21 protein-coding genes and 1 pseudogene are annotated in these 20,384 nt (G+C 35.2%); 7 read left to right on the plus strand and 15 right to left on the minus strand.

Annotated features, from left to right (window positions below):
• Window positions 1-210: 210 nt before the first annotated feature.
• Both ABWU40_RS00295 and truA read left to right on the plus strand, forming a co-directional pair.
• Window positions 211-333 (plus strand): annotated as a pseudogene (locus ABWU40_RS00295) (IS630 transposase-related protein); the annotation flags it as partial.
• A gap of 71 nt (window positions 334-404) precedes the next feature.
• Window positions 405-1,142: a tRNA pseudouridine(38-40) synthase TruA gene (gene truA / locus ABWU40_RS00300; RefSeq protein WP_141457280.1), complete on the plus strand. Its 738-nt coding sequence runs from the start codon at window positions 405-407 to the stop codon at window positions 1,140-1,142.
• Window positions 1,143-1,230: 88 nt separating this feature from the next.
• On the opposite strand, the gene dnaN is transcribed toward truA, so the two are convergent.
• The 6 genes from dnaN to ABWU40_RS00330 form a co-directional block, all read right to left on the minus strand.
• Entirely contained in the window at window positions 1,231-2,388 is a 1,158-nt protein-coding gene (gene dnaN, locus ABWU40_RS00305; RefSeq protein ID WP_041573541.1) for a DNA polymerase III subunit beta, read from the minus strand.
• 115 nt (window positions 2,389-2,503) lie between these two features.
• Entirely contained in the window at window positions 2,504-3,001 is a 498-nt protein-coding gene (locus tag ABWU40_RS00310) for an invasion associated locus B family protein (RefSeq protein WP_015589363.1), read from the minus strand.
• Window positions 2,994-3,887 carry an RNA polymerase factor sigma-32 gene (locus tag ABWU40_RS00315; RefSeq protein WP_015589362.1) on the minus strand — a complete coding sequence of 298 codons (894 nt, stop codon included), beginning with the start codon at window positions 3,885-3,887 and terminating at the stop codon, window positions 2,994-2,996. Before ABWU40_RS00315 ends, ABWU40_RS00310 begins: the two co-directional genes overlap by 8 nt.
• Before the next feature lie 318 nt (window positions 3,888-4,205).
• A complete protein-coding gene (locus tag ABWU40_RS00320; RefSeq protein ID WP_353279190.1) occupies window positions 4,206-4,907 on the minus strand; it encodes a P44/Msp2 family outer membrane protein in 702 nt (233 codons plus the stop codon).
• A 380-nt stretch (window positions 4,908-5,287) separates the two neighbouring features.
• Window positions 5,288-5,923: a transposase gene (locus ABWU40_RS00325; RefSeq protein WP_081600764.1), complete on the minus strand. Its 636-nt coding sequence runs from the start codon at window positions 5,921-5,923 to the stop codon at window positions 5,288-5,290.
• Window positions 5,907-6,236 carry a transposase gene (locus ABWU40_RS00330; RefSeq protein ID WP_141456678.1) on the minus strand — a complete coding sequence of 110 codons (330 nt, stop codon included), beginning with the start codon at window positions 6,234-6,236 and terminating at the stop codon, window positions 5,907-5,909. The genes ABWU40_RS00325 and ABWU40_RS00330 overlap by 17 nt, the downstream gene beginning before the upstream one ends.
• A 223-nt stretch (window positions 6,237-6,459) precedes the next feature.
• Between ABWU40_RS00330 and mraY the strand changes: the two genes are divergently transcribed.
• The gene (gene mraY / locus ABWU40_RS00335) at window positions 6,460-7,440 is read left to right on the plus strand and encodes a phospho-N-acetylmuramoyl-pentapeptide-transferase (RefSeq protein WP_007548592.1); all 981 of its coding nucleotides are present in this window, start codon (window positions 6,460-6,462) and stop codon (window positions 7,438-7,440) included.
• Between the two features lie 6 nt (window positions 7,441-7,446).
• A complete protein-coding gene (locus ABWU40_RS00340; RefSeq protein ID WP_015589381.1) occupies window positions 7,447-8,043 on the plus strand; it encodes a ribonuclease HII in 597 nt (198 codons plus the stop codon).
• A gap of 3 nt (window positions 8,044-8,046) precedes the next feature.
• Here ABWU40_RS00340 and virB9 read toward each other — a convergent pair whose 3' ends face one another.
• From virB9 to ABWU40_RS00355, 3 genes are all read right to left on the minus strand, one after another.
• A complete protein-coding gene (virB9, locus tag ABWU40_RS00345) occupies window positions 8,047-8,829 on the minus strand; it encodes a P-type conjugative transfer protein VirB9 (protein WP_015589382.1) in 783 nt (260 codons plus the stop codon).
• Window positions 8,830-9,014: 185 nt separating this feature from the next.
• Complete coding sequence (gene mlaD, locus ABWU40_RS00350; RefSeq protein WP_007548591.1) at window positions 9,015-9,470, minus strand: outer membrane lipid asymmetry maintenance protein MlaD; 456 nt, start codon at window positions 9,468-9,470, stop codon at window positions 9,015-9,017.
• Between the two features lie 2 nt (window positions 9,471-9,472).
• Entirely contained in the window at window positions 9,473-9,787 is a 315-nt protein-coding gene (locus ABWU40_RS00355; RefSeq protein WP_007548590.1) for an NADH-ubiquinone oxidoreductase subunit NDUFA12 family protein, read from the minus strand.
• Window positions 9,788-9,851: 64 nt separating this feature from the next.
• Between ABWU40_RS00355 and ABWU40_RS00360 the strand changes: the two genes are divergently transcribed.
• Genes ABWU40_RS00360 through purF form a run of 3 tightly spaced genes read left to right on the plus strand, consistent with a single transcriptional unit; the run spans window position 9,852 to window position 13,886 of the window.
• The gene (locus ABWU40_RS00360) at window positions 9,852-11,318 is read left to right on the plus strand and encodes a proton-conducting transporter membrane subunit (protein WP_015589384.1); all 1,467 of its coding nucleotides are present in this window, start codon (window positions 9,852-9,854) and stop codon (window positions 11,316-11,318) included.
• Between the two features lie 53 nt (window positions 11,319-11,371).
• Window positions 11,372-12,475, plus strand: coding sequence for a rod shape-determining protein RodA (gene rodA, locus ABWU40_RS00365; protein ID WP_141456677.1), 1,104 nt, complete (start codon window positions 11,372-11,374; stop codon window positions 12,473-12,475).
• A gap of 25 nt (window positions 12,476-12,500) precedes the next feature.
• Window positions 12,501-13,886 (plus strand): amidophosphoribosyltransferase, encoded by a 1,386-nt coding sequence (purF, locus tag ABWU40_RS00370; protein ID WP_353279191.1) that lies wholly within the window; start codon window positions 12,501-12,503, stop codon window positions 13,884-13,886.
• Window positions 13,887-13,907: 21 nt separating this feature from the next.
• Here the strand turns inward: purF and ABWU40_RS00375 are convergent, their stop codons facing one another.
• The 6 genes from ABWU40_RS00375 to tyrS form a co-directional block, all read right to left on the minus strand.
• Entirely contained in the window at window positions 13,908-14,414 is a 507-nt protein-coding gene (locus ABWU40_RS00375; RefSeq protein ID WP_141456676.1) for a DNA-3-methyladenine glycosylase, read from the minus strand.
• Window positions 14,415-14,530: 116 nt separating this feature from the next.
• Window positions 14,531-15,343, minus strand: a complete 813-nt coding sequence (locus ABWU40_RS00380) for a hypothetical protein (RefSeq protein WP_015589388.1) — start codon at window positions 15,341-15,343, stop codon at window positions 14,531-14,533.
• 77 nt (window positions 15,344-15,420) lie between these two features.
• Window positions 15,421-16,401, minus strand: a complete 981-nt coding sequence (gene ruvB, locus ABWU40_RS00385; protein WP_015589389.1) for a Holliday junction branch migration DNA helicase RuvB — start codon at window positions 16,399-16,401, stop codon at window positions 15,421-15,423.
• Entirely contained in the window at window positions 16,398-16,979 is a 582-nt protein-coding gene (ruvA, locus tag ABWU40_RS00390) for a Holliday junction branch migration protein RuvA (protein ID WP_141456674.1), read from the minus strand. The genes ruvB and ruvA overlap by 4 nt, the downstream gene beginning before the upstream one ends.
• An 861-nt stretch (window positions 16,980-17,840) precedes the next feature.
• Window positions 17,841-18,170 (minus strand): SWIM zinc finger domain-containing protein, encoded by a 330-nt coding sequence (locus tag ABWU40_RS00395; RefSeq protein ID WP_007548583.1) that lies wholly within the window; start codon window positions 18,168-18,170, stop codon window positions 17,841-17,843.
• Between the two features lie 962 nt (window positions 18,171-19,132).
• A complete protein-coding gene (gene tyrS / locus ABWU40_RS00400; RefSeq protein ID WP_007548582.1) occupies window positions 19,133-20,383 on the minus strand; it encodes a tyrosine--tRNA ligase in 1,251 nt (416 codons plus the stop codon).
• Window position 20,384: the final 1 nt, after the last annotated feature.

Below are 20,384 nucleotides of genomic sequence, written 5' to 3' on the forward strand. Positions count from 1 at the left end.
GAGTAGCTGACACTGGGATGGCTTTGTCGCATCGTACCTTATACGGTAATAATTTACGATAAATTCATGTAGCCATTTCGAATTTAGCCATACCAATGTCAGTAAATTTATTAAGCAAATAGCACTTAATGAGCAGTTCTTTTTCACGATTTATAGCTCTTTTCATAGAAGTCCGGATGTGATAAGGATAGATAATGATAAGGAGGTTGAATGCCAGCAGCATATAGTTATGATTTAAGAAAAAAAGCAATGGAGGCGCTAGACGAAGGAGAAAGCAGAGAAGCAGTGGCAGCAAGATTTAAGATTGGACGAACTACTTTATGGGAGTGGCAGCACTGTAGGCTTGACCATAAATTATGTTAAGATAGAAAATGACTATTTTAGATAGAGCTTGATGTAATGCAGTGCGATACAAAATAACGGTAGAATATAATGGTAGTAGTTTCTCTGGTTGGCAAAAACAGCAACACTCTGCTAACTCAATCCAGGAGAAGATAGAAAATGCTATATTTAATTTTAGTGGTGAGAAAATTGCCTTGTACTGTGGTGGAAGGACCGATGCTGGGGTTCATGCTTTAGGACAAGTTGCTCATTTTGATATGGAAAAGGAATGTGAGCTTTATAGAATAAGAAACGCAATAAATTATCATTTAAAATCAATTCCTATAGTTGTGCTTAATACAGAAGTTGTAGATGATGCGTTTCACGCACGGTTTTCAGCAAAAAAAAGATATTACGAATACAGAATAGTTAATCGCTATGCTCCTGCCGCTCTGGAGACGGGTTATGTATGGCAAGTGTTTAACCCACTTGATGTAAATATTATGCGTGAAGCTGCTAAACATCTACTTGGAAAACATGACCTTTCAAGTTTTCGTTCAAAAGATTGTCACGCCGCAAATCCGATAAGAACAATTGATGATATCGATATAGTACAAAACGGGAATCATATACACATCAAAATATCTGCTATTTCCTTTTTACATAACCAAGTGAGGATTATTGCGGGTACTTTAGTTGAATTTGGAAAAAATAGAACCAATCCGCAAGAAATGCTACATATATTAAGCCAATGCAAAAGAAGTGCTGCTGGGGTTACCGCGCCGCCTTTTGGCTTGTATTTGGTAAAGATAGATTACTAATTTAATAAAAAGTAACGTTCTTAGTGAAATAAGTGTCATACCGCCGCAGTATCTCCAGATCTCGCTAACAAGCAGCGAGATGACGAGTTTAAGTTCTCATTGGCATCACTACATATAATACATTTGAATCATCTTCATCAGTGATAATTGTAGCACTATTACCATCGGCTAAGCTAAACTTACATTTATTTTTTATGCAAGATAGAACATCAAGCAAATAACGCGAGTTGAACCCTATTTCTATAGGGGCTTCATTGTAGTCCACTTCTATGGATTCAGTTGCATCACTGCACTCTTGGGAGTTTGAATGCAGAGTTAGCAGCTTTTCTTGTAGTGAGAATTTAATGGATTTTACTTTATCAGATACAACAACGGAAACTCGATCTATAACATCTGAAAGTTTTTTACTTTCAATAATCATATGCTTATCTTGAGATGCTGGAATAACTGCTTTATAATTTGGAAAAGTTCCATCTATTAATTTTGATATTAGAATATATTCACCGCATGTAAACTTGATTTTTCTGTCTGAGAGTTTTACTTTAATTTCATTACAATCGTCCAATATTTTTAACAACTCCATAACAGTTTTACGTGGAATGATCACACCGAATTCGCCATTGATATTTCCAGGCTTTGGCCTCTTTATACACGATAAACGATGGCCATCAGTTGCAACACAGTACAGAAACTGCTCATCTGTATGTAGATATATTCCATTTAAATTATACCTTGTATCATCTAGTGATACAGCAAATTTTGTTTTGGTTAATAAGTCTATCAGGTCCGTATTGAGTAGAGTAAAATCATATTTATAATTGTCTTCTTCAAGAGCAGGAAAACTGCTTGAAACTACATTCGGTAAAGAAAAGTTTGCATTTCCGCAAGACATCAATAATTTTCCTTGGTTGTTTACTTCAAAATTGACATCCAAATCAGCGGGTAACTTCTTCACTATGTCATGTAAAGTATGCGCTGAAATTTTTACTTCTCCTTCTGTTAATACGGTTGCAGCAAGTGAGGCAAACATTGAAATGTCAAGATCAGTTGCCATTAATTTTATGCTGCCATGTTGTGCTTTGATATTTATACATGCCAAAACATCTATTGCATTACGCCTTTCGACCACTCCACTTACTCTGGATAATGTATTTAAAAGACTTGTGCGGCTCACGCTAAAACGCATCTGCTCGCACACAGAATTTTGCTTTTTGATTTCTGTGTCTACACCTGCAACCTCTGACATTACTAACTCTCAAAAATATATTTTAAATGATATCCGCATTCCATATAAAGTAAAGTGCTATTCATTGAAAGAGTAGTCTATTTTATACTATAGCTGGGTATTCTGTTACAATAATTTACTTTGTATGGCATGAATCATGCATTTTTTGATACGCTTTTTGAAACCCAAGTAGGGAATAAGTATCATCAATGGTCACTGTTTTTGTTTTCCCATTCACTACCATTGATAATCCCTGCTTCATTTTTAGAATGAGATCTTGATCTATTTTTGTATGCTCTGCCCACGCAAAACTTCCCTGTATTATAGGCAGTGTATATTTAATTTTTTTGTCGATATTGAGAGCTACAGGCTCCTTATCATACTGAAAACCAGAGGTAACGCTTACCTCATCTGCTTTTTTATCAACATAACTAACCATTACATATGGCTTTCGGTTGGTTGTATAATGTTCGCTTTTTTTTTTAGGATAGGATACAATATAACATACCTTCTCTCCATCTTCCAATGCAGTATACACGAGCCAATCTTTATATTTTTCCTTCAATTGCACATCACTAACTGATGCAAAAGCGCCTATTGAAAAAAATATTAGAAATATAAAAAAACTACGCATGCAAACCAAATTTCAAACTTTCTGATTGTATATATTGTTTTACCTTAGCCATCGCCTGCTCAGCCAACTGCCTTATTCTTTCTCTTGAAACACAATATTTTTTACTAAGTTCATCCAGAGTTTGAGTGTTTTCAGACAAATATCTACTGATAAAAATGTCTCTCGCCCTTTCGTTGAGACTTGCTAGTGCATTGTTTAAAATTGTTTCTTTTAATTCTTTCTCTTCATGATTTTGGTAAGTTACTTCTTGACTGACCAAGTTACATGGGATCATATCTTGTAGCTCCCTTTTAGAGTCATCACCTATTTTTATGCAATCGTTTAGCGACTGATCCTTACAAGCCAAACGGTAATTCATCTGTATAATGTCTCCTTCGGATACAGAAAGCTCATTAGATATTGCTTTTATTTCTTCATTATTTAAAGTTTCTCTGTTTGTATACTGTAAAATTCTTTTTTTTATTTTACGTAAACTAAAAAATAATCTTCTTTGTGCTTGCGTTGTGCCTATTTTCACAAATGACCAAGATTTCAATATAAAGTCTTTTATTGAAGCTTCAATCCACCACACTGCATAAGTTGAAAAACGAAACCCTAAATCAGGATTAAACTTTTTTACTGCATGCATTAAACCCATATTCCCTTCCATGACCAGGTCCATCAACAATAGTCCATAATTTTTGAATTTCATTGCAATTTTCACTACCAAATTCAAATGGCTGGTAATCAATTTATGAGCAGAAGAAATATCCTTGTATTGGTTCCAATTTTTTGCTAGTTGTACTTCTTCCTCTTGAGACAGCATGGGAAATTTTCGCACCCTAGCAATATATTGCATGAGATTGGTTCTGCTATCGACACATAAGCTTGCCATTGGGGTCAACATAACAACTTAAATTAAAACTTCATGCATATAATATATTGATTTTCCAGCAAAAATTCAAGCTTTGATTTGAAAAAAGTACAAATTTTCCATCTAATTTCTTGGAGACAGTAGGCCGCAGTGTTAGCTAATTGGATAACATTATGTAACTTTAGATGATATTCTACCAGTACAATGGTAAACGTTATAGCTTAAACACATAGCAAATAGTGTTATTCCAGTGCCTTGACACTGGAATCCACATTTCTTTTTTCTAGATCCCAGTGTCATGCTACTTGGATGACAAGAAAAAACCCACTGGGATAACAAGACTGAGATAGACTAGAAATTAAACGCTACTCCAGCTTCTGCACCAACAGTGCTGTAAAGAACTTTGAGTTCCCCCTTGTCTTTGCTTGCTGCAGCAGCATCTTTATCAAAATGAGCACCAAAAGAACCGAAATAACGAGCTCCAGCGTAGAGTTTGATTTCTGGAGTTATGTCATAGCTGACACCAGCTCTTGCTTGACCAGCAAAAGCAAATTTACCATTTTGACTACTCACAGCGGTTGCCAAAGGTGTGCTAATATACGCTGCACCAACACCAACACCAACATATGGAGTGATAGGCATATCTTCAATTGCTATATCGTAATAAACGTTAACTAATCCTGAAAATGCTGTTAAACTGTCTGCAATTGCTGGAGTAGGAGCTACATCAAGTGTATCCTTGCTTAGCTGCGAATAAAGCCCTTCAACATCAACTCTGATGTCGTCCATTTTGTAACCAAATGCACCACCACCAGCCATAAAAGAAGCTTTATAAAGGTCAGTAGTTGTATCAGTATCCGCAGTCTTCTTTTTAGTACCTGTAGCACCATCAACTTTTGTGAAAAGAGGTAAAATTTCACCGTTGTATTGCAAACGAACGTAGTAGCTAGTTTCTTCATCACTTATTGGACCAACAGGATCTGAAAAAGCAGAGTTTGATAAACTTAGCAACGTTGCTAAAGCGGCTGCTGAAAAAAACTTTTTATAATGCATAATTGTCCTCGTAAAAAAAATTAAAATTCCACTTTAGCAGTCTAAGTAACAACTAAAGTTAAGTCAAGTGCTAACTTAATAACACAAAATATTCTACATTTTAACTAATTTTTAGGAGAAGACAAAGATTTTATTAATGAATAAATACGACTTTTGATTTTTTGGTATAGCTAACACAGGTAAGATTTACTATCGAAAGACCTCGTCATCTCGCTGCTTGTTAGCGGATGAGAAATCCACAACTGTACGAACATTGCAATTTGGGCCTACCAGGAGGGCAATGCCTCTTATCCAAGTACCCTCTTCTTGTCATCCAAGTAGCATGACACTGGGATGGCTTTGTTGCATCACACTTTATGAGATGGTGATTTATGGTAAATTCATGTAACTATCTCAAATTTAGCCATACCAATATCAGTGAATTTATTAAGCAAATAGCATTTGATTAGCAGTTCTTTTTCTCGATTTATCTCAGATTTATTCCTAAAACTAAATCCGAATATTTGCTTTAATCTTGAGAAAAACCCTTCAATATAAGATCTTTTCCCATAATTTACTTCTTTTTTCCATTCTTTCATGCCATCTTCACCGTATAATTTTATTAACCTAATAGCAGCATTCCTGTCAGACATATAATCTATTTCTGGATGTTCTGCCGCATTGTTTATTGGTGGAATTTTTGTCTTTATATCATATTCGTTACACAACTTATAAAACTTGTGCCTATCACATGCTCTATCTGCATATAGTGCTTTTATGGCATGCTGAAAATCAACTTCTTTTAGCAAATCACAAGCTCCATAGTGATCAGAGTAGACACCGTTACTGTATTTTACAGCTATGGCTTTTTTGTTGTTTATATTCAACATTACGTGCAATTTTCTCGTTTGCTCATAGCCACGATATTTTCTGTCAGTGCTATTTTCCTTGCTGTGACCAGGAGTGTTGTTGTATATACTAATTCCTGTACTGTCTATAGCAATTTCGATATCTTCCATATTATTTTCTGCAATCATTTATCTTAATATTAAGTTTCTTAAACCTTCTTGATGCTTGTGAATAGCTGATAACTGCCAAATCTCTTCCTATTTGTTGCAAATACCCTTTTATAAACCCGACTGTTTGTCTTAAACCAATTCTAAAGAAACTGACGATTATATGCACCAAAATCACAACTTTATCACTATAAATATAGTTGCCGCCCTGCATTTTTGGACAATTCTCGTACCAATTTTCTATGGCGTCATTGATATAACAAAAAATGCTTCCTCTTTCTTGGAGAAATTTGTTATATTCATGGCAGTTACTGACTCTCATTTTTTGTGGCATATTTTTTCTTCAACAGTTAAATGGCTATTTATAATGAATTTTGTCAGTAACTGCCAGTTCTTTTCACTTGAGCGATGCAACAAAGCCATTCCAGACTGGGATGACACCCTACTGATGGGCCCAAATCACAATGTTCGTACAGTTGTGGGTCAGGCTATAGGATGACAGAAATTGACTTTATTAGCTATAGGTGGTATGACACTCAGTCAATTTAAGTAAGCAGATGATCTTAGCTACAAAAGTATTTTTTACCTCATTTGTTTTTGGGTTTATTCTTTTTCCCTATTTTATAAAGCTTCTAAAAAAAATAAGCAAAGATGGGCAACCAATTAGATCATGTGGACCAGAAAGTCATTTAATAACAAAAAAGAATGTACCACCTATGGGCGGAATAATAATACTGACTTCTTCTTTATTACCAATTTTACTCTGGGTTCAGTTAACACCAGAAATTTTGCTGCTGATATTGATAACTCTATTTTTTGCTCTACTTGGATTTATTGATGATTATTTAAAATTGAAGACAAATCACTATCGAGGTTTAAGTGCAAAAACCAAAATACTTATTCAGTTTATTGTTGCTCTGGTTGGTGTGTTTATACTTAAGCTATACTCTGCTGAATGTTTTACAAAAACGTCCCTATTTAAAGGAGTAATAATAGATTTTGGCTATCTATATGTTCCGTTTGCTGCGTTTGTAATTGTCGGCTCTTCTAATGCTGTGAATCTCACAGATGGTTTGGATGGCCTTGCTGCAACTCAAGTCATCACTTCCTTTGCTTTTTTGGGGCTAATTGCATATATAACTCAAGCAGATATGAATATTACTTTATTCTGCATTGCATTTATAGGAGCTATTCTAAGTTTCTTGTGGTTTAACACACATCCAGCAAAAATATTTATGGGTGATGTTGGTAGCTTGTCGGTAGGCGCAGCCTTAGGGTTAACTAGTGTCCTAATTAAAAGAGAAATGCTTTTTGCCGTTATTGGAATAATTTTTGTAATAGAGACTCTATCTGTTATTATTCAGATATCATATTTTAAATATACAAAGTTTAAATATGGAGAAGGAAAAAGAGTTTTCCTTATGGCACCAATGCATCATCACTTTGAAAAGAAGGGATGGTCAGAAAATGTAATCGTTATGAAATTTTGGATAATTTCTATTATCTGTTCAGTTTTTACTATAACTTTCTTATTATAAAAACCTATGAAATACCCAGACTTTACATTAGAAAATAAATTATCAGGAGTGATAGCAGGAGTGGATGAAGTTGGAAGAGGTCCGCTAGCTGGTCCAGTAATATCCGCAGCCGTAGTGTTTATTGATAGAAATACAATTATTGATGGAATCAACGACTCGAAAAAGTTGACTCCTCAATGTAGGCAAGTCCTATATGAAAAAATAATATCCGTTGCAAAATTTGGTATAGGAATGGCAAGCGTAGAAGAAATAAATTCATACAATATCTTGCAAGCAACAAAACTTTCAATGAAACGTGCGTTGATAGACTTGGACCTAGAATTAGATTATGTGCTAGTTGATGGTAATCAACCACCTGAAGTGAAATGGCAAGTGAAATCCATAGTAAATGGTGATAATTTGAGTACATCAATTGCAGCAGCTTCAATCGTTGCAAAAGTTACGAGAGATCGGCTTATGCAAGAATTGCACAATAAGCATCCTGAATATAATTGGTATAAAAATAAAGGATATGGGACAAAAGAGCACCTTAACGCTATTGGCCTTTATGGAATTACAGAACATCATAGAAAAAATTTTGCACCCATATCTCGGGCATTATAGCCTTTACCCTTTTTTGAAAGGTATGGTTTCATTAAATAGGCAAACTGTACTCGATCCATTCCTTAAGGTAAACACTGAACTTACCCTTTCGATTATCAGGTAGTTATCAACTGTACGGAAATTTACTAAAGACTCATATCCTGCAGAATCAACCATAAAAACTGCCGGAAAATCAGAGTTTATTTTATTGAATTGTAGATATGTAAATTTTCCGTCATCAAAAACCTTAATTGGTATTATTGACTGACTACCTTTGACGTGCGAGATGGAATAATTAAAATTTAATCCCTTCTTTACAACTTCAATATCATTGATATCAGGAATAATGGTATGACTAGCTTGTTCGAAGATATCACCGTTATTTGTTGTGTAAATCTCATCACTGCTAAATAGTGGATAAAGAAACCTTACTTCATATGCTAATCTTGGATCATCTAGTCCAGTTGCTTCTTCAGCATGAAGTTCAAAGTAATAAACTCTTTTATTGGTAATTATAGTTGCATTAGTATCAGCAATATCATCTATGGGCTTAATAAACAATCTGTTACCTTGAGGAAGAAGTTGCCAACCAGTTGAATCACCCATTGAAAGGTTTTGTATTATCTCCCCTGGTTCAAACAATATACTGGACTGATAACCATAAAAACCCGTATACTTATGTATAGCCTGTGGGTTATAATTTATTACCTTTATGTGATTATCTCCAGCTATTGAACGTGGCTCCTGTTTTGCAAGTGCATCACTACCACAGAGGAACAATAGTACGGCAAACAGTAAACCAATCATAATATCAAAATGAATTAATCTTCATTTTATCATTAATAGACATGCACTGCAACTGTTAAGGCACTTTCTATACTATAAACCCCAAAGCAAGCGGTAGAAAAGGCAAGAAATAAGGTAAACTCCTTAAATACTTTAGAACTACAGGAGGCTTCACCTGAACGGGTACACTTGGAATCCTGCCATTTTCACTTCGTAAACATACCAAGAATTCTGTCCATTATTCCACCCATGTTTGCTTCAGCTTGAGTATACTCTATTTTACCACCATGCAAGATTAGTTTAATATCTGATCCAGGTGATATATTAACAAATTTACTGCCAACAACTCCACTGCTAGTGATCAGAGCTGAACTATCAATTGGCAATTTTATGTCTTTGCTTATACACATATCGATTCGTGCTACGTAGGTAGCTTTGTCAAGTGATACACCAGTTATGCTTCCAACATCTACACCAGAGATCTTGACACTATCACCAACTCCTATACCGTTAGCGTTAGCAAAAAGACCATATATTTTATAGCAATCCTTATAGTTTTTCTTTATGTAAGATAGCTTATCAATAGCAAAGAAAATCAGAAAAATAGTAAAAATTAATACAAATAATCCAGCGGTTATTTCAAGTATATTTGACCTTCGCATCTTTAGTTATCAGGACTCCAGCTTTTATAGTAATTTTTCACTTTTTGGTTTGGATAGTATGCATCTTTTGTACCCGTTAAATTAGGAGTATGTTTTACTTTTCTTTTTTTATTATTAACTGGTACTACATTATCAGTATAGTGAAGCCATATATGCCATTCCGGAGGCACTGTTGTAGGCTCAGAAACACTGCTATACATAACCCACCTTTTTCCTTTACTTGATTCATAGTAAGAATTTCCATTTTCATCTCTTCCTACAAATTTATCTTCTCTTCGTAATAGGCGTTTTATTGCATTACAAATTTTAGATAACATAAGGGTATTAAAACAAAAAGTATTATATATACTAATACTTTAACGATATATTAACAACAATTTAATGCAATTACCAATCTTACAAGTTATTATCCCAATAATTGCATCAATGTTTTGCTTTCTTGCCAAGAAACACAAGGTATCTTGGTTTATTTCTTTTATTGCAACAACAATCACTCTTATCATTTCATCAATACTACTCATTAAAACATATAAAGGTGAAATTATAACTTATCACCTTGGAAATTGGGCTCCTCCGTATGGAATAGAGTTAAGAATCGACGTGTTAAATTCCTTAATTCTAACCCTAGTGAATTTTATAGCGCTGATTAGTGTGCTTTATAGCTTTTATATTAACGAAAAAGAGATTAGCAAAAACAAAATCACTGGTTTTTACTCTCTATTTCTACTGTGCTTAAGCGGACTGCTCGGGATTCTAGTAACAAACGACATATTTAACCTTTACGTTTTCTTGGAAATTTCATCTCTTTCTTCTTATGTATTAGTTTCAATGGGAAGGGATAAAAAAGCCTTGGTTGCAGCATTTGAATGTCTAATTAGTGGAACAATAGGTGCAACATTTTATTTATTTGGCATCGGGCTCTTGTATTCAATGACTGGAACGCTCAATATGTCTGACATGGCTGAAAGAATAGTTCCATTATACGATAACAACATCATAAAACTTGGCACGTTGTTCATTTTTGTTGGTCTCTCAATCAAAATGGCACTGTTTCCATTAAGCAGGTGGCTGGTTAATGCATATAGTGAGGCGCCAAGTTTCATTAGCATATTCTTTTCAGGCACAGTGACAAAAGTGATGATATATGTTTTCATCAGAATCTTTTATACTGTTTTTCATCAAAATTTTTTCTTGTTTAAGCCGCTACTGGACAATGTGATAATTATCCTCGCACTTTGCGCTATTGTATTTGGGTCGATATTTGCAATAACCGCAAAAGACATAAAAAGACTGCTTGCTCACTCTAGTATTAGCCAAATTGGTTATATAATTTTAGCACTGAGTTTTAACTCAAAAACAGGTGTATTTGCAGCAATTCTTCACATAGTAAACCACAGCATAATAAAAACATCTTTATTTATGGCTGCAGGATGTATTTCTTACAAATTTGATACAACAAAAATAGAGAATTTATCGGGACTCAAGAAATCAATGCCTTATACAGCACTTGCGTTCACTCTATTCAGTTTAGCATTAATCGGTATGCCTTTAACAAATGGCTTTATAAGCAAGTGGTATATAATGAAAGCAATTATCGAATCTCATGCGTGGATTTCCCTTGTAACATTTGCTGCTGGCTCTTTCCTTGCATTGATATATATGTGGAAGATGGTAGAGAAAATGTATTTTGAAAATGATGCAACGTCACGCACTGGAATGACACCGGACAAAATTAATGATGTGCCATTTCCTATGCTTTTCTGTCTATTGTTTATGGCAGCTTTAACAGTAGTAACTGGAATATATAGTACTTCAATTCGGTTAGTAGTTGAGAAGTTGGTTTTTTGATTTTTATCTTTGTTTCATATTTTACTATACTTTAAGGTTATAAGGTCTTTATTGTGGATAGGCTGAAGAAGATTCATTGGTTGTTAGTCATTAACGTGATAGCGCTGTTTTGCGTTGGCATTGTTGTTCAATACTCTTCTGCTGGAGGAAAGTGGGTGCCATTTGCGATTCACCAACTGGTCATATTCTCCTTCTTTTTCCTATTCGCTATAGCTATGTCATTCATAGAGCTAGATTTTTACTTGAAGTACGCCTACTTTTTTTATATAGCAGCAGCGATTTCGCTATTAGCAGTAAATTTTTTTGGCTCACACATAATGGGTGCAACAAGGTGGATAAGAATTGGATCAATTAGTTTGCAGCCATCAGAATTTGCAAAAGTAGGCTTAATACTTGCGCTTGCTCGCTATTTTGATAAGCAGAGTGTATATAAAATGATGGAATTTAAAATATTGCTTAAGGCACTTATAATTATTTTCTTACCCGTGTTCTTGGTGTTAAAGCAACCTAATTTAGGCACAGCTGTGATAATGTTATTTATAGGGATATCAATTATATTCACAGCAATAATAAAAAGATCTCATTCGGTAATATGTGGAACGCTTGGCATTTTTGCAGTACCGGCTATTTGGCCTTTTTTACGTCCTTATCACAAGCAAAGGATATTGTCGTTTTTGGATTCATCAGTGGATCCACTTGGGATAGGTTATAATGCGCAGCAATCTCAGATAGCTATTGGTTCAGGAGGTTTGCTTGGTAAGGGCTTTGTTAACGGAAGTCAAACTCAACTTGGATTTTTGCCGGAAAAGCGTACAGATTTTGCTTTTGCAGTGCTGAGTGAGGAGTGGGGCTTTTTAGGTAGCATGGCTTTAATTTTGCTTTATACCTCATTACTTGGCATAATTTTCTCTATCGCTTATAGGTCGAAAAATTATTTTTCTAAGTCGGTATCTATCGGCATTTTCGCCTTTTTTAGCGCTCATTTTTTTATAAACATCGGAATGACAATGGGCCTCTTACCTGTGATAGGCGACCCATTGCCATTTCTTTCCTATGGAGGAAGTACAACTGCTGCAAGCTTGATATGCATAGGATTATTGCTGGCAATAAAAGCAGATGAACAACAAAATGCTTGTATTTTACCTATGCTAAAGTAAAATTAAACTTTACTTAATAGTTTTTATGCTAGATGAAATGCGTGAGGAGTGTGGGGTATTTGGCATAAGTTGCAACCAAAGTGCTGCTTTTAACTCTATACTTGCTCTCCACGCTTTGCAGCATAGAGGTCAAGAGTCTTTTGGCGTAGCAACCAGTAACAACGATAAGCTGCACTCTTATCACTTTCAAGGTCAAGTGAGCAGCGTATTTGATGATATAGATGAAATAAAGAAATCCTTACCTGGAGATTGTGCAATAGGTCATGTTCGATACTCAACAAGTGGTAGTAAATTTGGAGTGCAGCCCATGTTTGGCAAAAGTGGCAAATTTGGGGATTTTGCCATAGCACATAATGGTAATTTAATTAATATTTCTCCGATACGCAAACAATTAATTAAACAAGAGTGCGTTTTTCAGTCAGATATTGATACAGAAGTAGTAGTGCATCTGACAGCAAGCGGTGAAAAAGATAGCTTCTTAGAGAGTTTTATATATGCATTAAAGCAAATACAAGGTGCTTATTCTTTTGTGGCAATCAATCAAGAAGTAGTTATTGGAGTACGTGATCCGTCTGGAATCAGGCCTCTTGTTTTAGGAAAGTTAAACGGTTCTTACGTTCTTGCATCTGAAACTTGTGCTCTTGATATAGTAAATGCAGAGTTTGTTAGAGAAATAGAACCAGGTGAGTTAGTCACCATTGATCGAAATGGTAATCTAGCTTCAGCATTTCCTTTCCCACAGCAAAAATCAAGTTTTTGTATTTTTGAATACGTTTATTTTTCAAGACCAGATAGCATAATGGAGAATAGGTCCATATATGATATAAGAAAAGAAATAGGAAAAATACTTGCAGAAGAGAGCCCACCAAAAAACAATGTAGATATGGTTGTACCAATACCTGATTCTGGAATACCTGCAGCTATTGGATATGCAAAGCATTCAGGATTACCTATGGAACTGGGAATAATTCGTAATCATTACATAGGAAGAACTTTTATACAACCAACCGCTGAAGCACGTAAAGTTAGAATAAAATTAAAATTCAATGCTAATAAGCACACTTTGAAAGGTAAAAACATAATTTTAATAGATGATAGTATAGTGCGTGGTAGTACGTTAACAAATATAATAGTTATGCTAAAGGATGCAGGAGTAAAAGAGATTCACCTCAAAATTTCAAGCCCACCAATTAAGCATTCTTGTTTTTATGGAATAGATACACCAGAGTGCAAAGATTTAATTGCTGCAAATAAATCTGTAGAGGAAATTAAGGAAGTTATAGGAGTAGATAGCCTAGCCTTCTTGAGTATTGATGGACTATATCAGGCTGTTAAAGGAGAGGTGCGTAACAATGCTACACCACAATATTGTGATGCTTGTTTCACTGGTGATTATCCGATTGGCAAATAATCTACGTAAGATCACTGGAGCTCAGATCTTAAACCGCCAAAATTTCTCTTGGCCTTTACTAATTCCGATTCTCGGGGTGCAAATATAATCTGGTTTGAGGTGAGATTCATAAACACAAAATTTGTGGCTTATAGTAAGGTCCTGTTTGTTATGTTCTTTTGTAATATTTAATCTTTTACACAATATTCCTGGCCCACCTAAATTTGCTTCAAGCGGTTCAATGAGCTTTAATCCTCGTATTAACACTGCTGCTGGGAATCCTTCTGCTTCTGTTACAATATTTAGACAATAGTACATCCCATATATAAAATATACGTACGAAAATCCCGGCATACCAAACATTACTGAAGTTCGATTAGTATAGCCTCTTGCCGCGTGACAAGCTGGGTCATTCATTCCTATATAGGCTTCAACTTCGGTTATTACTCCACTAAAGTTAGAAAATTTAAGGACTTTTCCCAATAACTCTCCAGCTACAGTTAAGGTCGGCCGCTCGTAGAAATTTCTTGGTAGTATTATGTTGCTCATTATAAGAGTATAAGTTACTTGCAGGTGCAAGCAACTTATACTAATTATTACTTTTGTTTTTTCTTACTTACTCATTTGAGCAGCAGGAGCTTGATGCTTTTGTGTTGTGCTCTCTGTTACATCTGTTGAAAGTTGCTCCAAGATTTTACTTCTTCAGAACTTTGTTGTAATTGTGTTTGTGGCAATTGTGATGCTAATGCTTCATGTAAAGGCTTTGCTTCATATTGCCTTCCCACTTTTACTTCTTGGTTTGCACGTAACTGTTCTTCAGTTACGCCATTACCCTCGATGGGCTTTATAGTACCATCATCACTAATGAGGATTTTAATTTTGCATTCTTGTCCATCAACATACCACTTTAGAGCCATTTGATATGATCCATTAGCCACTTCATAAATTCTTGCCCCATCCTTATCAATTTGGCAACGTACCCCCCTTGTTTTTTGGTCAGGTAGTAGCAACGTAACTGTCTTTACATCGTACTTTTTGCACATATTACCACTTAGAATATCATGCAAGTTTACTTCTTTTATATAATCGTTCAGCGCAATTCTTATGACAGGCTTAACACTGTTATCTATATTTTTAGTTTCTCTTAATTTTATAAGCTTTGCATCAATATTTTTAGATATCTCTTCTTCAATTTGTTTAGCAGCTTTGCCTACAATTTCCCGACCATGATATTTGGTCTCCTCAGCAGTATATCTATACATACCATCGCTATTCTTATGAACATGAGGTTTCACTATTACTTTATTAGTAGTATTCGTAGAAGGGTTGTTCTGATCTACAAAGAACCTCTTCCATGTTTCTTCATCATCAAGAGTGACGTACCTACATTTATCCTTATTCGGTATTGACCCAGATACGCTACCAGCAGCAATATTTTGATCAACAATCAAAGATACAGTTTCATTACTATCTAACATATATGCCTCCATTATCCTTAATACACAAATGTCAACATACGAGCATTATCTCAATTAGTCAATATAAATTATGACGTTTAATGTTGAAAGCTCAAATACTCCTTTGCTTGATCGGTTAGAACGCGCCCTCTTGGTGTGCGCTTTACAAAACTAATTTTGATTAAATAAGGTTCTACTGTTTCTTCAATATTGCCAACATCTTCGGATAGCGCAATAGATATGGTGTCAATTCCAACAGGGCCTGAAGTGTTGAATAAAAATCTTAGATAATTCATATCAAGTTTATTGAGTCCCATTTTATCTACACCTAATTTTAGTAATACAGAATCAGCGACTTCATAAGTGATTTTTTTATCATCTTTCACTTCAACAAAATCCCTTATTCTTCTGAGTAACCTCAAAGCAATTCTTGGAGTACCGCGCGCACGGCAGGCAATTTCCCGTGCAGCACCCTCTTCAATTTCAGCAGAAAGAACTCTTGCGCCTCTTTTTATAATATCGACTAGCTCCTCAAAAGAATAAAACTCAAGATGCAAAGGAATGCCAAAACGATCTCTGAGTGGCGCAGAAAGTAATCCAAGCCGTGTAGTTGCTCCAATTAGCGTAAATGGTGGTAGATCTATCCTTAAAGTGCGAGTAGATGGACCTTCACCTACTAATATGTCCAAGCAAAAATCTTCCATAGCAGTATATAAAACTTCTTCGATGCTGCGATTTAATCTATGGATTTCGTCGATAAATAGGACATCTTTTGCATTTAAAGTGGTAAGCACTGCGGCCAAATCTCCAGCTTTACTGAGCAATGGACCAGAAGTTGCGCGGAAGCTGACCCTTAATTCTTTAGAGACAATTTGTGCTAAAGTTGTTTTGCCAAGTCCTGGAGGACCGTATAATAAGACGTGATCTAAGGCTTCAGTTCTCGTCTGTGCAGCGTTTATAAACACTTTTAAATTTTGTATTAAGTCTTTTTGCCCGACAAAATCATCAAGTTGCTCAGGCCTGATGTTGATATTGCGCACATCTTCAGTATATTCTTTACCGCACGATATTGATTTCATAGTATTGAAAGCTCCTTAAGCGCTATGCGAATAATATCCTTAGTGTCCAGATTTGACGATTTGTCTTGTATTTTCTTTATCGTATCATAAGCTTTCACTTTTTCATATCCAAGATTGATCAATGCTGAAAGGGCATCTTCATTAATTGGATTAAAGTTATTGTTATTTATTTCTAGTTTACTCACTTTGCCACTCAATTCAGTGATGATTCGATTTATGAGTTTCAGGCCAAGTCCACTCATCTTGAGTGCTACTTTATCCTCATTCATAATTGCCAAAAATAGCTGTTCTGGAGTTAATTTACTCAAAATTGACATTGCAGTTTTATAGCTAACGCCGCTTACTTTGACAAGCAACCTCAAGCACTGCTGTTCTTCTTCGCTTATAAAACCATATAGCTGAGTAGTGTTTTCTCTGTTATTTGCATAGGTTTCGATAAGTAATTTGATTCTACTTCCAATTGCACAAGCACTTAAAGTTTTGGCTGAAAGATACACCATATAGCCAACATCATTCACATTCAGGATTATGTGATCACTGCGCACTTCATCAACTATTCCGCTTAGATTTCCTATCATTTTTAACACTATATAGAGTTCAGTTTAAATACTCCCGGATCTTAGGTCAAGCAAACGAACATTATAACAGGGAAACGTGGCTAAAAAACCACTTGACAAACTCCGCCAGCCCCCTTATCATAAACACTGAAGCTATTTATTTATCTTCTCTGTACAGATTAAATGACAAAAAAACTCACGTATCTGGCGTATCATGTTTAATTTTTTGCACTATGTGCACCTTATGTCTTATAAAATTTCTACCTACATAAGCTGAAACGCGCTTATAAAGCGTTTAAAACATAAAAAAACGCCAACTTAAAAAATGGATAGTGAATAACTAGCTACCCTAGGGTTTCTTTTGCCTTTTTTTCTGTTTAGTAAATTTCTTAACGTTTATAATTTAGATTAGTTGCGGTTTAAAAGTAGCTGAATCGCGGTTATTAAGTGTTTAGAATAAAAAAACGCCATACTTGAAAGTATAATGTAAGTAATTAGCCAATCATGGGGCTTTTTTTGCCTTTTTTTCGTTTGGTAAATTTCTTAATGTTTATAGCTAAACGACAACCGTCATCCCGCTGCTTGTTAGCGGGATCTATGCTAAGAGATACCGCGGATGAATCGCGCGGTATGACGGTTCGTGGTGGCATCTCGTCATTCCGCTATGTGTTAGCGGCTAAGAGATACCGCGGCGGTATGACGTCTTAGCCATAGATTACCTGATCTCACCATCTTTCCGGTTGTTTTATACATAATTCTCGGATTTTGAAAGTTCACTTTGAATAAATTGCTCATATTCTTTATCCTCTAGTTCTTCAAAAATCTCAGGATAATGTTTACTGGAACGAGTAATTATTGAAATTAGCTCTTGCTTTGTTTTTCTTAGTAAAACCTTTCAAAGAGAGTCTGTTCATCTGGGCGCGCAGACGATCGATACTCCTTTCTATCAAGTGCAACCAAAGCAAAACCTGTTGCAGCCATATGCTTACATGGACCATAATACACAAATGCAGGACAGGAACATGTTCCACTCAAAAGAGGACCATCGTGCTTTAGTGTTACTCGATATACATTTGATCCAACTACCTTTGATTTAGCTTGAGATTCATTAACAGATATAATCTGTACCTTTCTTTTGTCAAAATAATCCCTTCCTCTGGAGCGGTAGGGTTCTTTGATAAGACCTGTGATATCTTTATAATACAGTCTCATTTTTACCTCCTTTAAAACCCTCAATTTTCTAATATATCCTTTCTTCCATAAAAATTTATTAACTCACCACAACTTTTATATGGCCCTGCGGACAATTTTATAGTGCTATAGCTAACTCAAGAAAGGTTTCCCTACGTCATACCGCGATTCATTCCATAACTGTATGAACATTCATTTTTGAAGGTAAATTGCACAGCAAATGGTGTCATGAAAGTAGCTGACACTGGAATCCAGCCTTGCCGTAATCTCATCAAGAACGTTGTGTTTTAACATAAAACGGCTACTTTTATACTTACCAACTTAATAAAATTCCTGGATCCCAGTGGGCTTTGTTGCATCGCTACTTATGAAAGGCTAACTATAATTAGGATTATAAGCAACCTATTGAAAATCTTGTTTTTTTGCAATCAATCTGATCAAATTTAAGAATAGTAATTTATTATTTATATTAATAAATTTAATTCTATTGAAAATAGCTAAAGCATTGAAATTCTTGAATTTTAGCCGGATTAGTGAGTGGTAGTGAAATTTCTTTACTCAAATTTAGGTATTCACTGACCGTTCTTGTTATAAATACCAGAATAATAAGCTACTGATATTCTCCACCTTTTTTATCTTTAATCCATTATAGCTAGCGATGCAACAAAGCCATCCCAGTGCTTGACACTGGGATGACAAGAAGAGGGTACTTGGATAAGAGGCATTGCCCTCCTGGTAGGCCCAAATTGCAATGTCCGTACAGTTATGGATTCATTCGCGGTATAGATTCCGCTAATGAGTAGCGGAATGACGAATTTGTTGTTTTTCAAATTGTAGGTAAACCTAAGCCACTTTAGCTATATATAATAGAATTTCGCTTTCTACTATCTTTCCAGTTGTTTTATACATAATTCTCGAATTTTGAAAATTTGCTCCATATCTAATTTCTCACTTGTATAAAATTTGTTTTCTTACTTCGAGACCTAATCTACCACAACTTTTATATGGCGTTTCTTTCCTGCAGATAATTTTATAAATGGCTGATCTTTAAAGCTTTCGAAATTTATTACATGATCAATATTGTTTACAACATTATCATTAATCTTGCATCCGTTGCCCTGTATTAAACGCTTTGCAGCGCCTTTTGAAGGTTCAAAACCGGTGTCATGTAGTAGGTCTACTAAGGATATGCCGCTTGCAACTTGTTCTTTTTTTATGATGTAATCAGGAAGTAGTGAGCTATCTTCATTCTCAAAAGCAGAAATTGCAGCAAATTGTGCAAGTTCCGCTTCTTTGTCACCATGACATATTTTTGTCACTTCTGTTGCCAAGACCTTTTTTGCTTCATTTATTTCTTGATCCTTTAAAGACTCTAATTTTCTAATCTCATCAATTGGCACATCAGTGAGCAATCTTAAAAAACGTCCAACATCTTGATCATCAACGTTGCGAAAATATTGCCAGTAGTCGTAAGGCTTTAGCATATTATCATCAAGCCACACTGCTCCACTTTCAGTTTTGCCCATTTTTTTTCCTTGTGCATTTAATAAAAGAGGCATGGTAAGGCCAAATAGCTCAGGTAAATTCAACTTTTTTCCAAGTTCAATTCCGTTTACTATATTTCCCCACTGGTCTGACCCTCCAATCTGCAGACGACAATCATATTTTTTGTTTAATTCAATAAAGTCGTAAGCTTGCAATAGCATGTAATTAAATTCCAGAAAGCTTAAGGTTTGCTCTCTATCCAGCCTGGTTTTCACACTATCAAAACTTAGCATACGATTTACAGAAAAATAAGCTCCTATATCACGCAAAAAATCTATGTATTTTATGTTATCCAACCAATCTGCGTTATTTACTATCATTGCACCAGTCTTGCTGTCATTAAAAGACACCATTTTCTCTAATATTCTCCTTATACTGGATGTATTTTGATTGATGTTCTCTACAGGCAAGATGCTTCTTGCTTTATCTTTGAAGGATGGGTCACCAATTTTTGTTGTGCCACCTCCAAGTAAGACTATCGGCTTATAACCAAATTTTTGTAGGTGACAGAGCATCATAATCTGAATTAGGTGACCAGCATGAAGACTTGGTGCTGTGCAATCAAACCCAATGTATGCAACTATATAATTGCTCTGCAATAATAATTGATCTAGTCCTTCAATGTTTGTGCATTGGTATAGGTACCCTCTTTCTTGGATGAAATTTAAAAATTCAGATGCGTGTTTCATT

This window comes from Wolbachia endosymbiont (group A) of Cydia amplana (genome assembly GCF_964028495.1).
In the GTDB taxonomy this organism is placed as follows: Bacteria; Pseudomonadota; Alphaproteobacteria; order Rickettsiales; family Anaplasmataceae; genus Wolbachia; species Wolbachia pipientis.

Coding starts and splice junctions, on each gene's coding strand:
- dnaN (WP_041573541.1), bottom strand. CDS start 2,388: ATGTCAGAGGTTGCAGGTGTAGACACAGAAATCAAAAAGCAAAATTCT.
- ABWU40_RS00310 (WP_015589363.1), bottom strand. CDS start 3,001: ATGCGTAGTTTTTTTATATTTCTAATATTTTTTTCAATAGGCGCTTTT.
- ABWU40_RS00315 (WP_015589362.1), bottom strand. CDS start 3,887: ATGTTGACCCCAATGGCAAGCTTATGTGTCGATAGCAGAACCAATCTC.
- ABWU40_RS00320 (WP_353279190.1), bottom strand. CDS start 4,907: ATGCATTATAAAAAGTTTTTTTCAGCAGCCGCTTTAGCAACGTTGCTA.
- ABWU40_RS00325 (WP_081600764.1), bottom strand. CDS start 5,923: ATGATTGCAGAAAATAATATGGAAGATATCGAAATTGCTATAGACAGT.
- ABWU40_RS00330 (WP_141456678.1), bottom strand. CDS start 6,236: ATGCCACAAAAAATGAGAGTCAGTAACTGCCATGAATATAACAAATTT.
- mraY (WP_007548592.1), top strand. CDS start 6,460: ATGATCTTAGCTACAAAAGTATTTTTTACCTCATTTGTTTTTGGGTTT.
- ABWU40_RS00340 (WP_015589381.1), top strand. CDS start 7,447: ATGAAATACCCAGACTTTACATTAGAAAATAAATTATCAGGAGTGATA.
- virB9 (WP_015589382.1), bottom strand. CDS start 8,829: ATGATTGGTTTACTGTTTGCCGTACTATTGTTCCTCTGTGGTAGTGAT.
- mlaD (WP_007548591.1), bottom strand. CDS start 9,470: ATGCGAAGGTCAAATATACTTGAAATAACCGCTGGATTATTTGTATTA.
- ABWU40_RS00355 (WP_007548590.1), bottom strand. CDS start 9,787: ATGTTATCTAAAATTTGTAATGCAATAAAACGCCTATTACGAAGAGAA.
- ABWU40_RS00360 (WP_015589384.1), top strand. CDS start 9,852: ATGCAATTACCAATCTTACAAGTTATTATCCCAATAATTGCATCAATG.
- purF (WP_353279191.1), top strand. CDS start 12,501: ATGCTAGATGAAATGCGTGAGGAGTGTGGGGTATTTGGCATAAGTTGC.
- ABWU40_RS00375 (WP_141456676.1), bottom strand. CDS start 14,414: ATGAGCAACATAATACTACCAAGAAATTTCTACGAGCGGCCGACCTTA.
- ABWU40_RS00380 (WP_015589388.1), bottom strand. CDS start 15,343: ATGTTAGATAGTAATGAAACTGTATCTTTGATTGTTGATCAAAATATT.
- ruvB (WP_015589389.1), bottom strand. CDS start 16,401: ATGAAATCAATATCGTGCGGTAAAGAATATACTGAAGATGTGCGCAAT.
- ruvA (WP_141456674.1), bottom strand. CDS start 16,979: ATGATAGGAAATCTAAGCGGAATAGTTGATGAAGTGCGCAGTGATCAC.
- ABWU40_RS00395 (WP_007548583.1), bottom strand. CDS start 18,170: ATGAGACTGTATTATAAAGATATCACAGGTCTTATCAAAGAACCCTAC.
- tyrS (WP_007548582.1), bottom strand. CDS start 20,383: ATGAAACACGCATCTGAATTTTTAAATTTCATCCAAGAAAGAGGGTAC.